Raw genomic sequence first — 18,819 nt, forward strand, 5'->3', positions numbered from 1 at the left:
CGCCGATGCCGCCCCGGGAGTGGCATCGGGCCTTCCGGAGCCGGGCGGCTCGCTGCTTGCAGCAGAGTCGTCCGGCGAAGGGGCGGGGGCGGCATCGGCGTCGTCGTCGTCGTCCCCAGCCCCGGGCGCGGCGTCGTCGTCCAGGTCGTCATCTGAGGTTGTGGATTGATTTGAGTCTGGGTCGATGTCCAGGAGGGGCTCCGTGCCCGACTCGTCTGCTGCCACTGCCACGAGAGCTTCGATTTGGGCCGGGATGTCGCCGATGTTTTCGAACGGGAGTGCCAGGGGGAGGGCGTTGCTGATGGTGTAGGTGTCGTCCAAGGGGGTGGGGAGGAGGAGTTGGCGGGCCAGGAGTTTGGTGATGGTGCGGGTGACGACGTCGGAGTCGCGGAGTGCATCCTGCTGGCCGGGGGGAGTGTAATTGGCCACGAGGTCCGAGATCTCTTCGCGGGTGATGGTGGGGTCCGTCTGGGCTGTGACGTGGCGGTCCAGGAGCAGGCGCAGGCGCAGCAGGACGATGGTTTCCACACGGCTCAGTGCACGCTGCTGCCGCAGGATGCTTGATCGTGAACTGGCGCCGATGATCTCAGGGTCAACGGGGCGGAGGACTGCGATCTTACGGTCGTGATCGAGCTGGAGGGTGAGGAACAGTTCCGAAAGGCGGCTGCGGAGGATGAGTTGGTTGTCCAGGAGGGTGGTCCAGAGCTTCTCGTCCCGGCCGCCGTCGATGTAGGGGCCTTTCAGCAGTTTGACCAGCGCGTGACGGACCTTCATCGGCAGCACGCCTGTGTCACCGGGGAAAAGCGCAGCGCCGTCAACGAACGTGTCCCGCGGGGTAACGCGGAATGGGTCGCCTTGGCTGGCGTGGGGCGCCGTTTCAGCCGGGACTTCAGCATCCTCAAGGGTGACTTGTTCCTCCTCGGTGACGTCCGTCGTCGTGATTTCCTCAGTCATCAGAATCCTCATTCAGCGTGACGACAGGCAGGTACGCAGTGCGGATACTGCCGTCGATTTGTTCGAAGTCGATGTGTTCCCAGGCGGCCCGGTCGAATCCCGCGCCGCTGTGCAGGGCCATGGACAGCAGGGATCGGACGGTGTTGATGTGTCGTTCCTCGGCGGGCAGGTTTTCCCATGCCTCGCCCAGGGTGGCTGCGCCGGCCATCGCGGCCCGCACAACGGCCGGCTTGGCCTTGCCGGTGCGTGCCGAGCGCACCCGGTCCGAATCGCTGAAGGCGATGGGGTCCGCCAGCCGGGGCGGGGTCGCGAACTCGTCCGGGTCAAAGAGCTTGACCATGGCCAACGACTCGAATCCGGCGTTATACAGAACGGGGCCGCGTACCAGGCCGGGCCGGTCACGTTCGTAGGGCATGGACCGGATGGCTTGCTCTGCCTCAGCCAGAACCTTGCGCAGGCTGACCGACTGACGGACGTCGTCGCTCTGGATGTAGGTGTTCAGGCTTTCGGAGAGCTTGCCGTAGATTCTCTGGATCTGACTGTGCTGGGTTCGCAGTTCAGCCACGAGGTTCTTCAGCGTTTCGCGGTCTTCGTGCGAAAGATCGTCTGCGAACTGCCGGCTGAGGACCTCGCCGATCGCGGACCGGAAACGCAGTTGCTGCTGCGGGTCTTCCAGGAAGGCTGTGAAGGAGCGGAACGTCCTGCCCTCGGGACTTTGGCGCAGGCGCTTGTCGGCCTCCAGGACCTGGGCCATGGTTGCGCCCTTGCTCAGCGACTCCTCGATGATCTGGTTGCGGAGCTCGCCCACCAACTCCTCGATGCGGTCGCGCATTTTCTTGTAGTCAGCGGGAAGGCTGGCGGCGAGGTCAAGGATATTGCCTGCGGCCTCAACAGCTTCTTCGTCGTCCAGGAGGCCGTCGAATTCGCCGGAGCTAATGTCCTGGACGAGTTGCTGGCGCTCCTGGATTTCTTCCTCCAGTGCCTCCAAACGTGCGCTTTGGTCGGGGTTGGTCTCGTTGGCGAGCTTCTCCACATCGCCAAGCAGCGTGCCCAGGCGGGAACCGTTGAGCGTGGAGCGCTCGCTGGAAAGGCTGTCCAGGAATGCGAGCACACGCGCCGCTGCTTCGGTGACCTCGTAGACGATCTGGCCGGACTGGTTGCGGCGTGTCAGGAACTGCTTGCGCGTCCATTCGTCGCCGAATGCCTTGCCGTTCTGCTGGCCGCCCAGGCCTGGTTCCTGGCGGCGGAGCTGCTCAAGGAAGGCGTCGACGTCGGCATGGAACTCTTCCAGCGGAAGCTGCGGCCGGGTGCGGGTGAAGGAAGCCTGCAGCACCGCGATCACCCAAGGTGCCGAACGCGTCAGGGCCCAGGCGGGACCTTTGGTCAGTTGCTCAAGGTCGCGAAGCCGGGCACTAATGGCGTCGGCGGAGGACATCGCTGAACGGGACAACTACTCTCCTTCAGCTGCTGCGAAACCTGGCTGGCAGCGGAAACTGCCCCGTACAAGGTTAACGCAGAGCGTCCCTACCCATCTAAGTCGCAGCAGAGCACGTTTACGGGCCCCTAAACGCGCTCTACTGCGACCTAGACTCACAGTTGGGCGGGGCAGGTGCCGAAGCCGCACGCCGCCGTCGTACTCATTCCGTTACATACCGCCCGGTTCGGTTTCGATCCCATATCGACACGGCCGCGGCGCGATTCTGTGCTGGCCGAAAACCACGCCCACCCCTAATGTCGGATCATCGACGCGGCCACGCCGCGTCTACCCACGCACTGTCGCATAGGGGGAACCATGGATTTCGACTTCACTGCTCTGGAAACAGCCACCTACGTATTCATTGGAACGCTGGTCTTCGCCGCCATTTTGGTGGCGTTTATCGCAGCAGCGGCCATAGCAACAATCGTTCTGATCGGTGCCATGGGAATGGCCTGGTACACCGTCAAGGCAGTCCTGGGCGGCTTGGTGCATGGCATCAATTTTGCGTGGGACAGCCTGGTCCATCACGCAGGACAAGTGGAAATCCCGGCCGAATTCCAGCCCCAGGTTTCCTCTGGCACGGGTAGCTACCCGCGGGTAGCATTGAGGGACAGCTGAAGGGTTCCCACCCGAGGCGGACCCTGGCTCCATCCGGCACAACCGGCTAGAGGAGTTATTCCATGACGTCCGCTACTGACAACAGTCTCACCGCCGCAAGCGTCAACGCCACAGCAGAAGAAGCCCGCGCCGTCGCCGAGGCCGCCCGCGAAACTGAATGGAACCGGCCCAGCTTTGCCAAGGGCCTGTACCTGGGCAGCTTCGACCTCAGCCTGATCCATCCGTGGCCGCAAGCCAAAACGGAGGACGTGGAGCGCGGCGAAGAGTTCATGGCCAAGCTCGAGGCGTTCTGCAGGTCCATGTCCGGACGGGTGATCGAACGCGACGCGAAGATCCCGGATGAGTACCTTGCAGGCCTCGCGGACCTTGGCGTTTTCGGCATGAAAATCCCCCGCGAATACGGTGGCCTGGGATTGTCCCTGGTCTACTATGGCCGCGCGCTGGCTTTGGTGGGCTCCGTCCATCCGAGCCTGGGCGCACTGATTTCGGCGCATCAGTCCATTGGCGTTCCGGAGCCCGTCAAAGAATTCGGCACGCCCGAGCAGAAGCAGGAATACCTTCCGCGCTGCGCCGCCGGCGCCATCACGGCTTTCCTCCTGACCGAGCCCGACGTCGGCAGCGACCCCGCCCGGATGGGCGCCACTGCCGTTCTGTCGGACGACGGCCGGTCTTACCTTTTGGACGGCGTGAAACTCTGGACCACCAACGGGGTGATCGCCGAACTCGTGGTGGTCATGGCAAGAGTTCCAGCCCACACCGACGCCGACGGCACCACGCACAAAGGCGGCATCTCGGCGTTCGTCGTGGAGATGGACTCCCCCGGCATTACGGTGGAAAACCGGAATAGCTTCATGGGCCTACGCGGTATCGAGAATGGCGTGACCCGTTTCCACCAAGTGCGCGTGCCGGTGGAGAACCGCCTGGGTCGTGAGGGCCAAGGCCTCAAAATCGCCCTCACCACGCTCAATACGGGACGTCTTTCCATCCCCGGGCTCTGCGTTGCCGCTGGGAAGTGGAGCCTGAAGATTGCCCGCGAATGGTCAAACGCCCGTACACAATGGGGCCGTCCGGTAGGCAAGCATGAGGCCGTGGGAAAGAAGATTGCGTTCATCGCCGCCACGACGTTCGCGTTGGAAGCCGTGTTTGAATTGTCGGCCGAGATGGCCGACGCCGGCCAAAAGGACGTGCGCATCGAAGCCGCGCTGGCCAAGCTCTGGTCCACCGAACTCAGCTGCCGGATCGCCGATGAACTGGTTCAGATCCGCGGCGGCCGTGGCTTTGAAACCGCCGAGTCCCTTGAAGCCAGGGGCGAGCGCGCCGTGGCGGCCGAGCAACTCCTCCGGGACCTCCGCATCAACCGGATCTTCGAGGGTTCCAGCGAGATCATGAAACTCCTCATCGCCCGTGAAGCCGTGGACGCGCACCTTGCCGCCGCGGGTGACCTCGCCTCAGCGGACGCGAGCTTGCAGGACAAGGCGAGGGCCGCCGTCGGCGCTTCAGGTTTCTACGCCCGCTGGCTGCCGAAACTCGTTGCCGGAGCAGGCATGGATCCGCGGTCCTATGGCGAGTTCGGGCGCCTGGGCAAGCACCTGCGGTTTGTTGAAAGGTCCTCGCGACGGCTCGCCAGGCAGACTTTCTATGGCATGGGGCGCTGGCAGGCGAAGCTGGAACACAAGCAAGCGTTCCTGGGCAGGATCGTGGACATCGGCGCCGAACTGTTCGCCATGGCAGCATGCTGCTCACGTGCCGAAATGCTGCTTCGTACCCATCCGGAACACGGCGCCACCGCCTTTGAACTCGCCGAGGCCTACTGTGAGCAGGCACGGGTGCGGGTGGACGAATACTTCGACCAGCTGTGGCGGAACACCGACGACGGCGACCACCACCTTTCGCGCAAAGTCCTCGCCGGGGATTACGCCTGGCTTGAGGCCGGAGTCCTGGACCAGTCCGAAGGAACCGGGCCGTGGATCGCCGATGCGTCCCCTGGTGCCTCAAGCAAGGAGAACCTGCACCGCAAGTATCGGTAATCCGGCGCGTTCCTTCCCATTTAGTCCCAGGCGCACCTCGCCGTGTCCGCAAGGATACGCGGGCTGAAGCTCCGGTTCGGCCGTTTTTGCCGTGGCAACCGGGAAGGAGCGTTAGCGCACGTCGCCGTCCACGTAGTACCAGACCTTGTCCTCGCGTACGAAACGGCTGAGTTCCCGCTGGACGCCCCGTTCCCCGTCGGACCGATAGTGCGCAGCGAACTCAACAGTCCCGGTGCTGTCCAGGGGCCCGCCCTTGGACGTGCCCAGGATGTCGAGCCTGCGCCAGTGCATGTCAGCGTCCAGTTCCAAGGAAGCCGGGCGGGTTGAGGCGTGCCACGTTCGCAGGAGGTAGTCCGGGTCCAGAATGACGAATGCCGAATACCGGGAGCGCATCAGCTGCTCGGCTGTGGGTGCGTCGGCCTCGCCCCGGTGGAAGCGCCCACAACAATCGTCGTACTGCTCTCCGGAGAGGCAGGGGCATACACCGTCGCGGAGTCGGCTGAAATCAGGGGTCACTGGGTCCCAATCTGAGGCTGAAAATGAGAGCTGGGCAACATATTTTCCCACGCCGTATAACAGCTTCGAAACAACCCTGCCCGAGGGTGGTGCGGGGCGTGATTCCGTCGGTGCTGGACCGTAGGCTAGATGTGCAAGCTGGGTGGGCAATGCGCGCATCGCAAAACGACAGCCAGGGGAGGCTACGTGGAGGATCCGACAACACTCGCCATCAACCTGACATATTTGGGCACAGTGGGGATGGCTATCCTCATGTTCCTGGGCCTGGGTGTGGTCGTCATCATCACTCTGGTAGTTGCCGGAGTGGGACGGCTTGTGTCGGTGATTCTTTTGGCGATGGTCGGCATCTTCCCCAAGAAGGAAACAGTCACCATCGTCCACTTGCCCCCGGCTCCGGAACGCGTACCCTCACCGGCGGGTGACGACGTCGATTTCTCCAGTCACGCTGTTGAATCGCCGCTTGAAGATCTTGCCTACGTTCCTGCCGGATCCGCTGCCGAGCCAGCCCACAATCCTGCCGCCGCGGAACCCAAGAAGGACCTCCTTGGCGATGTTCGACGCCGGGTCTCGGATGCCACTTCTGCCGTCAAGGACGGTGCGTGGAAGGTTCGCCCCAAAAAGGTGCCCAAGCCGGTCCACGTTAAGGAAGTGGTGGAAACGCAGACCGCCCACCACCCCTTGCTTGTGGCCGCCAGCAAGGAACCCCCCGTACTTGCAAAGGACTGGGCCGACGCCGTCGCGGAAGCTGACCGGAGGGCGGCCGAGCGCGCAAAGGCAGAGGAACCGCCCGCCATCAAGGTGACGGTCCGGGAGCTGGACGAGCCAACACCGCCGTCCAGCAAAGACGAACCGTCCGCCCCGAAGGCCCCGGACGCGCAGCAGTCTCCTGGCAGCGGTCCTGAAAAGTCCGGGCCTCAATCCAACAGGTCCGGCCAAGGGAACGGCCCCACCCAAGGGAACAGCCCGAAGAAATCAGGCCCGAACACTTCCAAGAATGGAAAGTCTTCGAGCCCCATCCGTAAAGGATCGCTCAGCGGGGCAAGCCGCAACTCCTAGGCTGCGAGCTGCCGGAACGATGCTCCGTGGTAGATCAGTGGCTTGGATTCGTGGTTGATGGTGGTGGCCTTGACCTCGAGGACAACGATCGCGTGATCCCCCGCCGGCGTTTCGGAGACAACTTCGCATTCGAAACCCAGCACCGCGCCGTCGATAAGAACGGCCCCCGAGTCGCTGACACTGGTGGACAATCCGGCGAAGCGGTCCCGGGTCTTGGAGGACAGCTGAAGGCAGGCAGCTTCCTGGCCCTCGGCCAGCACGGACACACCCAACCTGCTGGCCTGCCGAAGCTTGGGCCACGTTGTGGAGGAGTTCTGCACCGCGAACATCACCAATGGCGGTTCCAATGACACGCCCACAGTGAAGGACGACGCCACCAGGGCCTCCGGCGTGAAATCCACCATGGCACTGAAGGCAGCCACTCCGGACGGGAACTGCGCAAATGCAGCCTTGATGGCCGCCGTTTCTTCCACGGTCGTCTGTGTCATTGTGCTGTCCCCTATCGTGCGTTGCTTGAGTTCCTTTCCCATAATTCACCCGCTTCCGGGAACGGCAATATTTGTTGATTCGAAAGACATTTGTGTTGCCGCGTGTCAAGAAATGTCGCGAAGTAAGGCCCCTTCCATTACCTCGCAAGACGAAAAACGAAGAAGTTCTACCGTTTGCATTTCGGGGTCCCACGGCCCTGTGTAGCCTCGATTGGACATCCCTTGATGACGGTTGAGCCATCCACTGGCCCGCAGCTGTCAAACCACTGACCCACCACAGGAAGCCGACATGAGCCTCAACGAGCTACGAACGCTTGGACGCACTGGCGCCCTGATCAGCCCCCTCACGCTGGGTACTTTGAACTTTGGCACCGGGACCGCTCCCACCGGCCCTGCGGAGAGCATCCGCATCATCCAGGCGGCATTGGACGGCGGCATCACCAGCATCGACACCGCCGATATCTACTCGCAGGGTGAGGCCGAAGTCGTGGTGGGCCAGGCAATCCACGGACGGCGCGACGACGTTTTTCTCGCCACCAAATTCCACGGCCAGATGGGGTCCAATCCAGCGCATGCCGGGAACTCACGCAGGTGGATCGTCCGGGCTGTGGAGGACAGCTTGAGGCGGCTGAACACGGACAGGATCGACCTCTACCAAGCGCACCGTCCCGACTACAACACTGATCTTCTTGAGACGATCACCACCCTGAACGATCTCATCCGGCAGGGCAAGATCCTCTACTACGGCACCTCGGTGTTCAGTCCGGCGCAGCTCGTCGAGGCACAGTGGATCGCGAACACCAACCACCTGACGCCCCCGGTGGTGGACCAGGTTCCCTATTCCCTTCTGGTTCGTGCCAACGAACGCGACGTTTTCCCCATCACCCAGCAATACGGCGTCGGGGTTTTGAGTTATGGACCGCTCGACGGCGGTTGGCTGGCTGGCGGTTACCGCGTTGGCGCGGGCCAGCCCGAAAGCTCACGTGCGGCTGCGGTTCCCGGCCGCTTCGACGTGGCCGCTCCCTTCAACCAGGGCAAGCTGCACGCGGCAGACGCACTCGCACAGCTGGCCGCCAGGTACGGACTGACCCTCATCCAGCTTGCTGTCGCCTTTGCCCTGAACCACCCCGCCGTGACCAGTGTGATCATTGGACCGCGGACCGAGGACCATCTCACCGACTACCTGAAGGCCGCCGACGTGGTGCTCAGCGAAGCAGTTTTGGATGAAATCGATGACATCGTGGCCCCCGCCGTCAACTTCCTTGAGCGGGACGCCGGCACGGTCGCTCCCCATCTGGAGTACCCGGAACTTCGACGCCGGTAGGTTCCTTGCGCTGTGAGGCCCACTCCGTGGCCTTCAGTCCTAGTGAAGCACCTCGGGCAGGGCGCACAATCGCCTATTGACGGCATTGGACCATGGCGTGATCCTTGTCCTAAGTGCTGCGGCACGCCCGCAGCGTCAGGTCCAGTAGAACGCCGCCTCCCATGTCCAAACCCCATGTCAAGCAAGAAGCGGCGAAAGCCGTCATCCCGGGACAGCCGACCGAAGGTCCACTGACCCACGAAGAGTTGCAGCTCTCCGGCCGCAACCATTCAATGCCGCTCGAAGCCCTCCACGACGACATCACGCCGGCGGGCCTGCACTATCTGCTCATACACTTCGATATCCCGCACGTTTCCGCCGAGGCATGGCGCCTGCGGCTCGGTGGCGCGGTTGATCACAGCTTGGAACTGAGCCTCGACGACATCAAGGCGCGGCCTTCTGTGACCATGCCAGTCACCATGGAATGCGCCGGAAATGGACGCTCGCTCCTGCAGCCACGTCCGCTCAGCCAGCCCTGGGTGCTGGGAGCAGTAGGCACTGCAGAGTGGACCGGAACCCCTTTGGCGCCCCTGCTGGAGGAGGCAGGGTTGGCGGATGACGCCGTCGAGCTTGTCTTTACGGGCGCCGACAGCGGTATCCAAGGTGGAGTTGAGGAACCATACGCCCGCAGTCTTTCGATCGCCGAGGCGATGCACCCCGAAGTTATGCTGGTCTACGCCATGAACGGCAACCCGCTCCCGATCCAGCACGGTTTCCCGCTGCGGCTGCTGGTGCCAGGCTGGTATGGCATGGCAAGCGTGAAGTGGTTGACGTCCATTGAGGCAGTGACTTCACGGTTCATGGGATTCCAACAGGCCGTGGCCTACCACTACCTCCAGGGACCCGATGGGCCAGGTTTGCCCGTGACGCACATTCGCGTCCGCTCCCTGATGGTGCCGCCCGGGATTCCTGACTTCTTCACCCGACGCCGGGTAGTGGACGCCGGCCCAGTCATGCTGCACGGCAGGGCGTGGTCCGGGCACGGTGAAGTGGAACGCGTGGAGGTAGGAATCGACGGCGAGTGGATGCCGGCCCACCTGGAACCTGCTGTCGGTGACTTTGCTTGGCGTTCGTGGACCATGGTGTGGGTCGCGAGCCCGGGAGAGCACGAGTTGCGGTGCCGTGCGATGGACTCCTCGGGTGCGCTGCAGCCCAGCGATCAAGTGTGGAACTACCAGGGCATAGGGAACAACATGGCCCAGCGGGTTGAGGTGACAGTTCGGTAGGGCTTGTCCGTCCGGCTTCTCGAGATCGCTGTCAACGCCGGACTAGACTCGTTCAAATCATGAGTATCCCATCTTCATCTCCAGCGAATGTCCGGGTGGATGCCTGGTTGTGGGCGATCCGCGCTTACAAGACCCGATCCGCGGCTACCGCTGCCTGCCGCGCCGGCCACATCCGCATCAACGGAAACCCTGCGAAGGCCTCGCAAAGCGTGATTATCGGCGACACCATCAGGGTCCGCGAATCCGGCTGGGAACGGATCCTCGAAGTGAGGCGACTGATCGCGAAACGCGTTGGCGCCGAGGCTGCGTCGCACTGTTTCACCGACCACACTCCCCCACGGCCTGTCGCCCCCAAGCTCGGCCTTCCCCAGCGCGACCGCGGCGCCGGACGACCCACCAAGAAGGACCGGCGGGACATGGAGAAATTGCGGGGTTAGTTGTCCACATACGGTCACCCGCTGACCCGCTGCTGGCTTGCGGCCGTTTAGCTTGGTTGAGTGATCCCTCTGCCCCCTGCTCCTATCGACGTGAACATCCATACTGGGCCGGTCGAGTGGTGGCAAACTGTTGCAGGGCTGGCGCCCTTGGCTGCGCTGGCCGCAGCCGTCATTGCTGCTTGGATAGCGTGGAAGTCGCTGCGGCAGAAAACGGCGTCCGATAACAGGGCAGAATGGTGGCAAGCGATACCAGATAAGAGGTCGACGATGACGGAGCCAATGAGAACGCCGGCACACCACGGCGAACGCAACGGGGCAACCGACAGGATCGACCGCGGCGCTGCTGCGCGTGACCGCGGTGTGCAAATCGCAGCCGCCCAGCTACGCCTGGTCACAGACCGCCGGCTGGGAAAAGAAACTCCCGACTGGGTCAGGCAGCTCGCGGCCGAGAAGCCTCGGCGCGACGTCTCGTAAGCTGCGGGCAACATCTCCACAAACAACAATAGTTATCCACAAGCGGTCCTCTTCGACGTGAATCCCTGCCGCTGCCCCGCCTAGACTGGCCGACACATCGCCAAACAGCTGCTGGGGGAGCCTGTCATGTCACGCCTTTTTGCCAATTCTTCACGTGCCCTTGTTCGAGGAACGGTCTTCGGACTCGGACTGACAGCCGCGTTGCTGCTCACTGGCTGTCAGGGCGGCCAGCCCGGCGGTCCTCCTTCCGAAACAAGCTCGACGACGGCGTCACCCACCTCAGGGGTTTTGTCGCCAGGTCCTTCGGCTACTGAATCTTCGGGGAGTGCTGCTCCCGCCGCTGTCTACAAGCCAGCCGACGCGAAGGGCAAGGCAGAGAATGTGCCGGTTCCTGTGATGCCCGAGCTGGCGAAGGAGAACTCGAAGGAGGGGCTGGAGGCGTTTATCAGGTATTGGTACGCAGTCGGTAACTATGCCGACGAGACGGGCGACATCTCAAACCTCCGAACACTGAGCACTCCCGAATGCCAAGCATGCACATACTTCCAAAAAGCCTCAACGGACAGCAACAAGAATGGCCGCTGGCTAGTGGGCGGAAAGGTGCGTATCCCAACGATTGAGATTGTTTGGGACGACACAGAGAACACCCATCAAGCCAAGGTCCAGGTTATTCAGGACGCCGTCAACTACTACAACGCAGACGGTACCGAGGGACGTCAGGCAGATGCAGAAACGAATGATGCCTTTGTTGTGGTTGCCACCTTCCAAACGAGCTGGAAGGTGGTTGACACGGGTGTCATTCGCTGATTATGCATGGAGGCTCGCTCTGGTACCTACCCTAATCGCAGGCCTGTTAGCCACGTCGCCGCTCAGCAGGGCCGCCCAGAATGAAGAGGACTGGGCTACGGCTAACAAAACCGCCGGAACCATAGACGTTGGATCCAGATGGGAGTTTGACCCGACGACAGGGACAGCCACACCTAGCGCTGGTGGAGCTACCACGCCCTCCGCCACTGACGACCCCAACCAGTACATGGCCGATGTTCACTGCCGCTCGGGAGGGACGGACACTCCTGACAAAGGTTGCCTAACTATGGAATGCCCACCTAAGACACCCGGCGGTGAAGAAGGAACACCCGTGATTTGGAGGCAGGCTCCGAAGTCAATCGCGAACCCGCAGTGGACAGACTACCCGGCGATCAGCGGACCCACCTGCCTGTACGACGCCCAACCCGAAAACGTCCTCGCGAACATCGCAGCCCGGATCCTGAACGACTTCCGCCAACTCCCCGTGAACCCGGGAACCCTCCAAGCCCAACCCTTCCCCCACACCCTCAAGGGCGGACCAACAAATTTCTACACCACCGCCGCCGAACAAGCCTTCGACGTCACCATCCTCGGCCAAACCGTCCACCTGACAGCAACCCCGGCCAGCTTCACCTACACCTTCGGCGACGGCACCAGCCTCGGCCCCACCCCGGCAGCCGGCTATCCCATCCCAGAAGCCGACTGGCTCCTCAACGACACCCGCACCAGCCACAGCTACACGGCTACAGGGAACTACCCCGCCACCATCACCACCAGCTACACCGGCACCTACTCCGTGAACAACGGCCCACCACTGCCCATCAACGGAACCCTGGACCTCACCACAGAACCCAAAACCATCCAGGTCTGGAAAACAGAAAAAGCACTCGTCGCCGACACCTGCCAGGAAAACCCCACATCCTGGGGCTGCCCCAACGCCGAAAAATGACGGAGCCCGCAGCTTCCCGACCCTCATTGAGACTAAAAGGGAGCCAAATCGCCGGAAAACAGCAGCCTTGGCCCGCAAAGAAGGTCAGGAAACCACAGCACCCAAAAGGACCACAGGCAAGGAGATCAGGAGAACCACGTGTCCGGCGGACCCATGAAGAGCAGGAAGCTGAACACGCCCGCGACGCCCACCAGAACAATCGCAACGGCTTGGATCGGGTATCTGAGAACCCAAGCTTGCAGCTTCTCCAGCCCGCCTTGAGGTTCCTCTCCTCCGGCAGCCAAGCGCCAATCGCCGGCAAGGAGGCCTCGACGGTCAAGCGAGTTTTCCACGGGAACCGTGGCATACGGGATCACGGCAGAGACGATTGCGAGCAGTCCTGTGCGGGCAGTCCATTTCTGGTTGATCCATGTGAAGGCTGCTGTGGCTCCATAGCAAAGGAAGACAAAGCCATGGATGCCTCCCGCTACGCTGACGCCCACTTCCGTAGTGTGCGTGACGTACTTAAGGAACAGCCCAATCAGCAACAGCGTCCACGTCACAGCTTCGGCAAAAGCAACGGTACGAAACAGGGTGCGGGGCAGCATGGAAGTCCTCAGCTGGGAAACGGGAGTCACGTCCAATTTACCGTGACAGGACAAACATGTTCACCCCGGGAGAGGAAGCGAGCCGCGATTCCGGATCTGCGAGTCCCCGAATTCGACAGGCACGGGGGCAATTTCCATCGGCGGCTCATGGCGGGTCCGGGCCTTGCCAACAGCAATGTGGGGCAACCACCGGGGTGACCTGTAACCAAGGGCAGGTGAGCTCAGGATGAAGTCGTCGATGTTGTCCAGGCCCAGGTCGTCCAAAAGCACATGGAGCCCTTGGACCAGAAGGGCCTGATAGTCGTGAACCTCTTGGGGAACGTCCACTTCCAGGCCCATTAGGCGGCCACCGCCCAAGGGGATCAGTTTGTCCGACTTTCCCAGAAATCCTTGCAGTACGGGCAACTCTGTCAGCCAACCCGCAATCTCCGGAAGTACCTTCTCTGACCGCGACATTCCTTTGGTCCAGGCTTCGATGTCCTGGACCAAATCATCGAGGATACCCACGTGCAGCAACGTCATGTGCAGCCCTTGCGGCTTCCGAAGGAAGTCGACGTAATGGCTTAGTCCCTCGTAATCGGTTTGCCCGGCGCCTATGCGGAGGACAGGCACCTCGACAGTGATCCGGGATTCATGCGGTTTGCCTCCAGCGGGGTTACTGGCCGTCATGCATGACATTATGCGCCGCCCGCCGCTCCCATGGCAGGCCCCGAACAGAAGCCCAGTGCCGCCGTCGTGCTTGACGCCCTACTTCCTGGAGCGGGCTTGAACCAGATTCGCAAACGGCAGGCGGCCATAAGTGGCAACGAAATCAGCGTGGTAGGCAGCCTCGGCTGCGTTCACTTCGGAAGGAGGTAGTTCTTTCCACGCGATGATCAGGTCCAGGGCGTCCCTAAGCTGCCAGATGAGGCGGGCGTCCCAGACTACAGTGGGTCGCCCTCGGCCGTAATCCATAAACTCCTGGATCTGCTTCCGAAGCCCCCGGTTTCCCTGGCTTCCGGCGCTGGCTTTGCCCAGGTACAACAGGGAAGCATCGGGAACCCACTCCGCTTCCAAAGCGTCACGCTTGAGGGATGGGTCTTTCTTCTTGAAGGTTCCGGCGGTGCCCTTGTTGAGGAAAACGGGCTCGAAGCCGGCAGGGCAAAGCAGGGCAAAGACCCCGGGACCTTGGGGGACGCGCATGACGTCGAGGTCGTCCAAGGCTCGGAAGCCCGTGAAACCTTGGGCGGTGAGGGACTTTTTGGTGAAGAGCATGGTCCATTGTGTCAAGCCGCAACAAACGGGGCGCTGCGTCGCCCAGCCGTCCGTGGCGTAGCGAGTAGCCACCGAGTCCTTGAGTGTCTGCACCTGCCACTAAACTCTCAGGGGTGATCACAGGTGAAATTAAGTCCCAAGTAGACAAAGTCTGGAATACATTCTGGAGCGGCGGAATCTCCAACCCCTTGGAAGTCATCGAACAGATCACTTACCTGCTGTTCCTGAAACGCCTTGACGAGAAGCACACTCTCGAAGAGAAGAAGGCCAACATGCTGGGCCTACCACTTCAAAATGCAGTATTCCCGGAGGGCTTGGATCCCCAGGGCCGCCCCTACGGAGACCTTCGTTGGTCCAAGTTCAGAGACTTTGGCCAAGCCGAGCTGTTCACGGTCTTTTCGCAGAGCATCTTCCCGTTCTTGCGTAACGAACTGCCTAAGCTGGCCAACGGCGAAGACTCCACATATAGCCATCACATGAAAGATGCTCAGTTCAAGATCCCCAACGCGGGTGTCCTGAAGCAGGTTGTGGACGTCATCGATGCCATCAACATGGACGGCAAAGACACCAAGGGCGACCTCTACGAGTACATGCTGTCCAAGCTTGCTTCGGCGGGTACGAACGGTCAGTTCAGGACGCCCCGGCACATCATCGATCTCATGGTTGCGATGACGGCGCCCAAGCCGCTGGAGGCCATCTGCGACCCGGCGTCGGGCACGTGCGGATTCTTGGTCCAAGCAGGTGAATTCCTCAGGGACAAAAACCCCAACCTGCTCACCAATGATGAGAGCAGGAAGTTCTTCCACAACGACCAGTTCCATGGGTTCGACTTCGACTCCACCATGCTTCGTATCGGCTCCATGAACATGCTGCTGCACGGTGTTGAGAATCCCGATGTCTCCTACCGGGATTCACTTGCCGACCTGCACGCCGAAGAGGAGGAAAAGTACAACGTCATTCTGGCTAACCCTCCGTTTGCCGGCAGCCTGGACTACGACAACGTGGCCAAGGATCTGCTAAAAGTCGTGAAGACAAAGAAGACGGAACTTCTTTTCCTGGCACTCTTCATCAAGCTGCTCAAGCCTGGTGGACGAGCTGCGGTCATCGTTCCAGACGGCGTGCTTTTCGGTTCCACGGGGGCCCATAAATCGCTCCGCAAAACACTCGTCGAGGGTCACAGGCTCGACGCCGTTGTGAAGCTTCCCTCCGGCGTATTCAAGCCCTACGCCGGTGTTTCCACGGCCATCCTCCTCTTCACCAAGACCAACTCGGGTGGCACGGAGAACGTCTGGTTCTACGATGTTAAGTCCGACGGCTTCAGCCTCGACGACAAGCGCACACCGCTCGGTTCTTCCGACCTTGAGGATGTCCTCTCCCGCTGGAATGAACGCACAACGGCGGAACTCGAGCGGGCGCACGGACCAGTCATTCTGTGTCCCACTGTCGGAGATCGTGGCCAACGACTATGACTTGTCCCTGAACCGGTACAAGGAGATTGAGTACGAGGAGGTCGAGCACACCGCCCCCGAGGAGATCCTGGCTGCGCTGGACGAGCTGGAGGCGGAAATTACCCAGGGGATGGATGAGCTGCGGGAGTTGCTGAAGTGAAGCTAGGCGACCTTGTTAAGCCCGCGAAGGTGGAGCGTGCCGGCAGCACCGAATACCCGTTGCTTTCCATGACGATGCGCAACGGGCTTGTTCCTCAGGGCGAGAAGTTCAAGAAGCGCGTCGCGGGAGCCGACCTGTCCCAGTACAAAGTGGTTCAAAACGGGCAGCTTGTGGTTGGATTTCCGATTGACGAAGCTGTCTTGGCCTTCCAACGGACCCTTCCAGCCGGAATAGTCAGCCCCGCATATGCTATATGGGATATCAAAGACAGCACCGTCACCGAGGCCTTATATCTTGAACGATTCCTCCGGTCACCCGTGGCAATCGCGTATTACTTAGCCAAACTTCAGGGTTCAACAGCAAGGCGTCGTTCGCTACCCAATCGAGTCTTCTTGGACATGGAAGTTCCGCATCCGCGCATTCAGGAGCAGCGGCGGATCGCCGCTATTTTGGATGAGGCCGACGAGCTTCGCACGAAGCGTCGCCAAGCCATCGCCCACCTCGACGCCCTCACACAGTCGATCTTCCATTCTATGTTTGGCAATATCCCCAGATCCAACGTACTTTCTGATGCCGTATCGGCGTTGGTAGGCGGCAAGAACCTTGTCGGGTCGGACGACAGCTCCAATCCCTGCAGGGTGCTCAAAATCAGCGCAATCACCTCTGGCCAGTACCGCGAATCTCAGTCCAAACCCCTTCCGCCGGGCTACGAACCCGCAGCGGAGCACATTGTCCGCAAAGGCGATGTCATCATCAGTCGGGCAAATACGACGGAACTCGTCGGCGCCAGCGCTCTTGTCGAATCGACTAATGGAACGACTGTCCTGCCGGACAAACTGTGGAGGGCAGTACCGTCGCATCGAGTGGAGGCCCGATACTTACTGGCGGCGCTCCAGTCAAAGGAGACTCGTGACGAAATCAGCCGACGCTCATCCGGCAGCGGCGGTTCCATGAAGAACATAGCTAAGCCAAAATTGCTCTCCATACCCATTCCGCTTCCTCCTCTCGAACTTCAGCAGACCTTCGCAACCCGCATCGCCGCCGTCGAGCGTCTGAAGGTGACCCAGCGCAAGCACCTGTCCGGACTGGATACCTTGTTCGCTTCGCTCCAGCACCGCGCGTTCCGAGGAGAGCTGTAACCGAACTTCCTAGGCACTGAGCGGCACTCGGTCAAGGCACTGTCGCCGTACGGCAACAAATGGTAAAGTCGGCGTACGGCGACATTTAACAAAGTTGCCGTACGGCGACAGGAGACTGGAATGCGAACCGTCCGTGAGGCTGGTCCACTCATACGTGAGCTCCGTGAAGAGCGGGGCTGGGCCCAAGCAGAACTGGCCCGCAGGGCAAACGTTTCGCGAACCTTCGTCATCGACCTTGAGTCCGGCAAGGCCACAGTAGAGACGTCGAAATTCATGGACGTCTTTCAAGCCTTGGGGTTCGAAGTTGCCATACGCAACACTGAAACTGGCCAGGTCCGATGGTAAACGCCCGGGCACTCGACGTCTTTATGGATGGGACCCATTGCGGCCTAGTCGAGCAGACAAGCTCAGGCAATCTGACGTTCCGCTACTCATCCGAGTATCGAGCCATGACGAACGCAACTCCGTTGTCGCTGTCCATGCCGCTGGCCGCCGCTTCGCATAAGAAACGGGCAGTCCTGCCCTTTCTACAAGGCTTGCTGCCGGACAGTGAGGGTGCCCTGCGGACAATAGCCAGGCGCTTTGGGGTATCCTCCTCAAATCCTTTCGCCATACTGGAGCACATCGGAGCAGATGTGGCAGGCGCTCTCCAGTTCATGCCACCGGACACGGAATCTTCCGATAGAGCACTCACGCGCAATGTGGTCACCCCTGTCACCGAATCTGAGGTTGCCGACATGCTGGATCATGTCGTGGCCGAATACGAGGATGGCACGCCCTATGACGACGCTGCGGGACGCTTCAGTCTTGCAGGAGCGCAACCAAAAATTGCCCTACACCAGTTCGCCGACGGCACATGGGGAGTCCCCTCAGACGCAACGCCAACGACACACATTTTGAAGCCTTCCGCCGGCACCTTCAGCCGGCTCGACGTCGTCGAGCAGCTGACCATGAGGGCAGCGGCTTTTCTGGGACTTGATGTAGCAGCATCTGAACTCGCCCGCATCGGCTCTTGGGACGTGTTCGTTACGCGGCGATATGACCGTCAAGTCACAGACGGAACTTGGCGCCGCATTCACCAAGAAGACCTCTGCCAGTCTCTAAGCGTTTCACCTGCAAAGAAGTACCAGCATCGCGACGGCGGCCCAGGAGCCAGCGATATGGCATCCCTCGCGCGGTCGCTTCCTCTCGAGGCCGATCGCCGGACAGCAGGAGAGGTGCTTTATCGTGCCTTCGTCTTCAACACTGTGGCCGGCTGCACTGACGCACATGCCAAGAACTACTCCTTGCTGCTCAACGGCAGCGCAGTGAAAGTGGCCCCGCTCTATGACCTCGCCACCTATGCGCCGTATTGGGACGGAGAATCAAGCATCGACCTCGCAATGAGCGTGAAAGGCGAATATCGCCTTCAGCGAATCAGCAGGCAGATGCTGGTCTCCACGGGTACGCAGTTCGGCGTCGCGGTAGATGTAGCAGAAGACGTCGTCGATCACTACTGCCGGCACATGGTGGAAGCATTCGACTACGCCAGGGACGATTTGCAGAAGTGGATGGGCCCCCTTCCGAAAGTTGCCGATGACGCAGCGGCCAACGTGCGTAAACTCCCGCTGGTTCAGTCTCAAGACACGAAATAAGACATGAACTGTCACTCCCCCATGGTTGACTGATCCCAGGACATCGGTGCGTGTGAACGGAGACGACTGCATGGGGGCAGTAAACAGCAATTTCGGATTCATGCTGGCCGAATGGCCGGACTTGGCACAGCAGGCCAGACGCGCTGAGCAGTTTGCCCCATCGATCCCCGAGCGTCCGTGTTCTACGCCCGCTACACAGTCGAAC

The 18,819-nt window shown here is 61.2% G+C and carries 20 protein-coding genes and 1 pseudogene; 14 read left to right on the plus strand and 7 right to left on the minus strand.

Annotated elements, in window-relative coordinates; all coding sequences use genetic code 11:
* Positions 1–114: 114 nt before the first annotated feature.
* Positions 115–954, minus strand: a pseudogene (locus AC6I99_RS20000) (DUF4194 domain-containing protein); the annotation flags it as partial.
* Positions 947–2,404, minus strand: a complete 1,458-nt coding sequence (locus AC6I99_RS20005) for a DUF3375 family protein (RefSeq protein ID WP_309931925.1) — start codon at positions 2,402–2,404, stop codon at positions 947–949. The pseudogene AC6I99_RS20000 and the gene AC6I99_RS20005, both read right to left, overlap by 8 nt.
* Positions 2,405–2,746: 342 nt before the next feature.
* Between AC6I99_RS20005 and AC6I99_RS20010 the strand changes: the two genes are divergently transcribed.
* A complete protein-coding gene (locus tag AC6I99_RS20010; RefSeq protein ID WP_224093514.1) occupies positions 2,747–3,049 on the plus strand; it encodes a hypothetical protein in 303 nt (100 codons plus the stop codon).
* Between the two features lie 62 nt (positions 3,050–3,111).
* Positions 3,112–5,076 (plus strand): acyl-CoA dehydrogenase family protein, encoded by a 1,965-nt coding sequence (locus tag AC6I99_RS20015; RefSeq protein ID WP_497944195.1) that lies wholly within the window; start codon positions 3,112–3,114, stop codon positions 5,074–5,076.
* A gap of 111 nt (positions 5,077–5,187) precedes the next feature.
* On the opposite strand, the gene AC6I99_RS20020 is transcribed toward AC6I99_RS20015, so the two are convergent.
* Positions 5,188–5,592 (minus strand): YchJ family protein, encoded by a 405-nt coding sequence (locus tag AC6I99_RS20020; RefSeq protein ID WP_497961644.1) that lies wholly within the window; start codon positions 5,590–5,592, stop codon positions 5,188–5,190.
* Between the two features lie 186 nt (positions 5,593–5,778).
* Here AC6I99_RS20020 and AC6I99_RS20025 point away from each other — a divergent pair, with 186 nt between their 5' ends.
* A complete protein-coding gene (locus AC6I99_RS20025) occupies positions 5,779–6,648 on the plus strand; it encodes a hypothetical protein (RefSeq protein ID WP_497961645.1) in 870 nt (289 codons plus the stop codon).
* Here AC6I99_RS20025 and AC6I99_RS20030 read toward each other — a convergent pair.
* Complete coding sequence (locus AC6I99_RS20030) at positions 6,645–7,136, minus strand: flavin reductase family protein (protein WP_224093506.1); 492 nt, start codon at positions 7,134–7,136, stop codon at positions 6,645–6,647. The genes AC6I99_RS20025 and AC6I99_RS20030 overlap by 4 nt on opposite strands.
* 289 nt (positions 7,137–7,425) lie before the next feature.
* Between AC6I99_RS20030 and AC6I99_RS20035 the strand changes: the two genes are divergently transcribed.
* The 6 genes from AC6I99_RS20035 to AC6I99_RS20060 all read left to right on the plus strand — a co-directional run bounded on the left by AC6I99_RS20035 (position 7,426) and on the right by AC6I99_RS20060 (position 12,392).
* Complete coding sequence (locus AC6I99_RS20035) at positions 7,426–8,460, plus strand: aldo/keto reductase (protein WP_309928059.1); 1,035 nt, start codon at positions 7,426–7,428, stop codon at positions 8,458–8,460.
* Positions 8,461–8,621: 161 nt separating this feature from the next.
* Positions 8,622–9,725 (plus strand): sulfite oxidase, encoded by a 1,104-nt coding sequence (locus tag AC6I99_RS20040; RefSeq protein ID WP_224093502.1) that lies wholly within the window; start codon positions 8,622–8,624, stop codon positions 9,723–9,725.
* A gap of 59 nt (positions 9,726–9,784) precedes the next feature.
* Positions 9,785–10,162, plus strand: a complete 378-nt coding sequence (locus AC6I99_RS20045; RefSeq protein WP_055975330.1) for an RNA-binding S4 domain-containing protein — start codon at positions 9,785–9,787, stop codon at positions 10,160–10,162.
* Between the two features lie 60 nt (positions 10,163–10,222).
* Positions 10,223–10,636 carry a hypothetical protein gene (locus AC6I99_RS20050; protein ID WP_309928064.1) on the plus strand — a complete coding sequence of 138 codons (414 nt, stop codon included), beginning with the start codon at positions 10,223–10,225 and terminating at the stop codon, positions 10,634–10,636.
* Between the two features lie 126 nt (positions 10,637–10,762).
* Entirely contained in the window at positions 10,763–11,443 is a 681-nt protein-coding gene (locus tag AC6I99_RS20055) for a DUF6318 family protein (protein WP_497961647.1), read from the plus strand.
* Positions 11,444–11,774: 331 nt separating this feature from the next.
* Complete coding sequence (locus AC6I99_RS20060; protein WP_497961648.1) at positions 11,775–12,392, plus strand: PKD domain-containing protein; 618 nt, start codon at positions 11,775–11,777, stop codon at positions 12,390–12,392.
* Positions 12,393–12,517: 125 nt separating this feature from the next.
* Here the strand turns inward: AC6I99_RS20060 and AC6I99_RS20065 are convergent, their stop codons facing one another.
* The 3 genes from AC6I99_RS20065 to AC6I99_RS20075 form a co-directional block, all read right to left on the minus strand.
* On the minus strand, positions 12,518–13,009 hold the full coding sequence (locus AC6I99_RS20065; RefSeq protein ID WP_224165614.1) for a DUF3817 domain-containing protein: 492 nt from the start codon (positions 13,007–13,009) through the stop codon (positions 12,518–12,520).
* Between the two features lie 30 nt (positions 13,010–13,039).
* Positions 13,040–13,648: a hypothetical protein gene (locus AC6I99_RS20070; RefSeq protein ID WP_497961650.1), complete on the minus strand. Its 609-nt coding sequence runs from the start codon at positions 13,646–13,648 to the stop codon at positions 13,040–13,042.
* A 78-nt stretch (positions 13,649–13,726) separates the two neighbouring features.
* On the minus strand, positions 13,727–14,233 hold the full coding sequence (locus AC6I99_RS20075) for a hypothetical protein (protein ID WP_309928367.1): 507 nt from the start codon (positions 14,231–14,233) through the stop codon (positions 13,727–13,729).
* A 113-nt stretch (positions 14,234–14,346) separates the two neighbouring features.
* On the opposite strand from AC6I99_RS20075, the gene AC6I99_RS20080 reads away from it, so the two are divergent.
* The 5 genes from AC6I99_RS20080 to AC6I99_RS20100 all read left to right on the plus strand — a co-directional run bounded on the left by AC6I99_RS20080 (position 14,347) and on the right by AC6I99_RS20100 (position 18,614).
* Complete coding sequence (locus AC6I99_RS20080; protein WP_497961652.1) at positions 14,347–15,702, plus strand: type I restriction-modification system subunit M; 1,356 nt, start codon at positions 14,347–14,349, stop codon at positions 15,700–15,702.
* On the plus strand, positions 15,686–15,841 hold the full coding sequence (locus tag AC6I99_RS20085; protein ID WP_497961654.1) for a hypothetical protein: 156 nt from the start codon (positions 15,686–15,688) through the stop codon (positions 15,839–15,841). Before AC6I99_RS20080 ends, AC6I99_RS20085 begins: the two co-directional genes overlap by 17 nt.
* A complete protein-coding gene (locus AC6I99_RS20090) occupies positions 15,838–16,980 on the plus strand; it encodes a restriction endonuclease subunit S (protein WP_497944191.1) in 1,143 nt (380 codons plus the stop codon). The genes AC6I99_RS20085 and AC6I99_RS20090 overlap by 4 nt, the downstream gene beginning before the upstream one ends.
* Positions 16,981–17,100: 120 nt before the next feature.
* On the plus strand, positions 17,101–17,325 hold the full coding sequence (locus tag AC6I99_RS20095) for a helix-turn-helix domain-containing protein (RefSeq protein ID WP_309928072.1): 225 nt from the start codon (positions 17,101–17,103) through the stop codon (positions 17,323–17,325).
* Positions 17,326–17,348: 23 nt separating this feature from the next.
* On the plus strand, positions 17,349–18,614 hold the full coding sequence (locus AC6I99_RS20100; RefSeq protein ID WP_497962011.1) for a HipA domain-containing protein: 1,266 nt from the start codon (positions 17,349–17,351) through the stop codon (positions 18,612–18,614).
* Positions 18,615–18,819: the final 205 nt, after the last annotated feature.

This window comes from Arthrobacter sp. TmtSoilC77, from assembly GCF_059739415.1.

Excerpts from the sequence above, each read along its gene's own strand:
- AC6I99_RS20010 (WP_224093514.1), top strand. The coding sequence starts at position 2,747 with ATGGATTTCGACTTCACTGCTCTGGAAACAGCCACCTACGTATTCATT.
- AC6I99_RS20015 (WP_497944195.1), top strand. The coding sequence starts at position 3,112 with ATGACGTCCGCTACTGACAACAGTCTCACCGCCGCAAGCGTCAACGCC.
- AC6I99_RS20030 (WP_224093506.1), bottom strand. The coding sequence starts at position 7,136 with ATGACACAGACGACCGTGGAAGAAACGGCGGCCATCAAGGCTGCATTT.
- AC6I99_RS20035 (WP_309928059.1), top strand. The coding sequence starts at position 7,426 with ATGAGCCTCAACGAGCTACGAACGCTTGGACGCACTGGCGCCCTGATC.
- AC6I99_RS20040 (WP_224093502.1), top strand. The coding sequence starts at position 8,622 with ATGTCCAAACCCCATGTCAAGCAAGAAGCGGCGAAAGCCGTCATCCCG.
- AC6I99_RS20045 (WP_055975330.1), top strand. The coding sequence starts at position 9,785 with ATGAGTATCCCATCTTCATCTCCAGCGAATGTCCGGGTGGATGCCTGG.
- AC6I99_RS20055 (WP_497961647.1), top strand. The coding sequence starts at position 10,763 with ATGTCACGCCTTTTTGCCAATTCTTCACGTGCCCTTGTTCGAGGAACG.
- AC6I99_RS20070 (WP_497961650.1), bottom strand. The coding sequence starts at position 13,648 with ATGACGGCCAGTAACCCCGCTGGAGGCAAACCGCATGAATCCCGGATC.
- AC6I99_RS20075 (WP_309928367.1), bottom strand. The coding sequence starts at position 14,233 with ATGCTCTTCACCAAAAAGTCCCTCACCGCCCAAGGTTTCACGGGCTTC.
- AC6I99_RS20095 (WP_309928072.1), top strand. The coding sequence starts at position 17,101 with ATGCGAACCGTCCGTGAGGCTGGTCCACTCATACGTGAGCTCCGTGAA.
- AC6I99_RS20100 (WP_497962011.1), top strand. The coding sequence starts at position 17,349 with ATGGATGGGACCCATTGCGGCCTAGTCGAGCAGACAAGCTCAGGCAAT.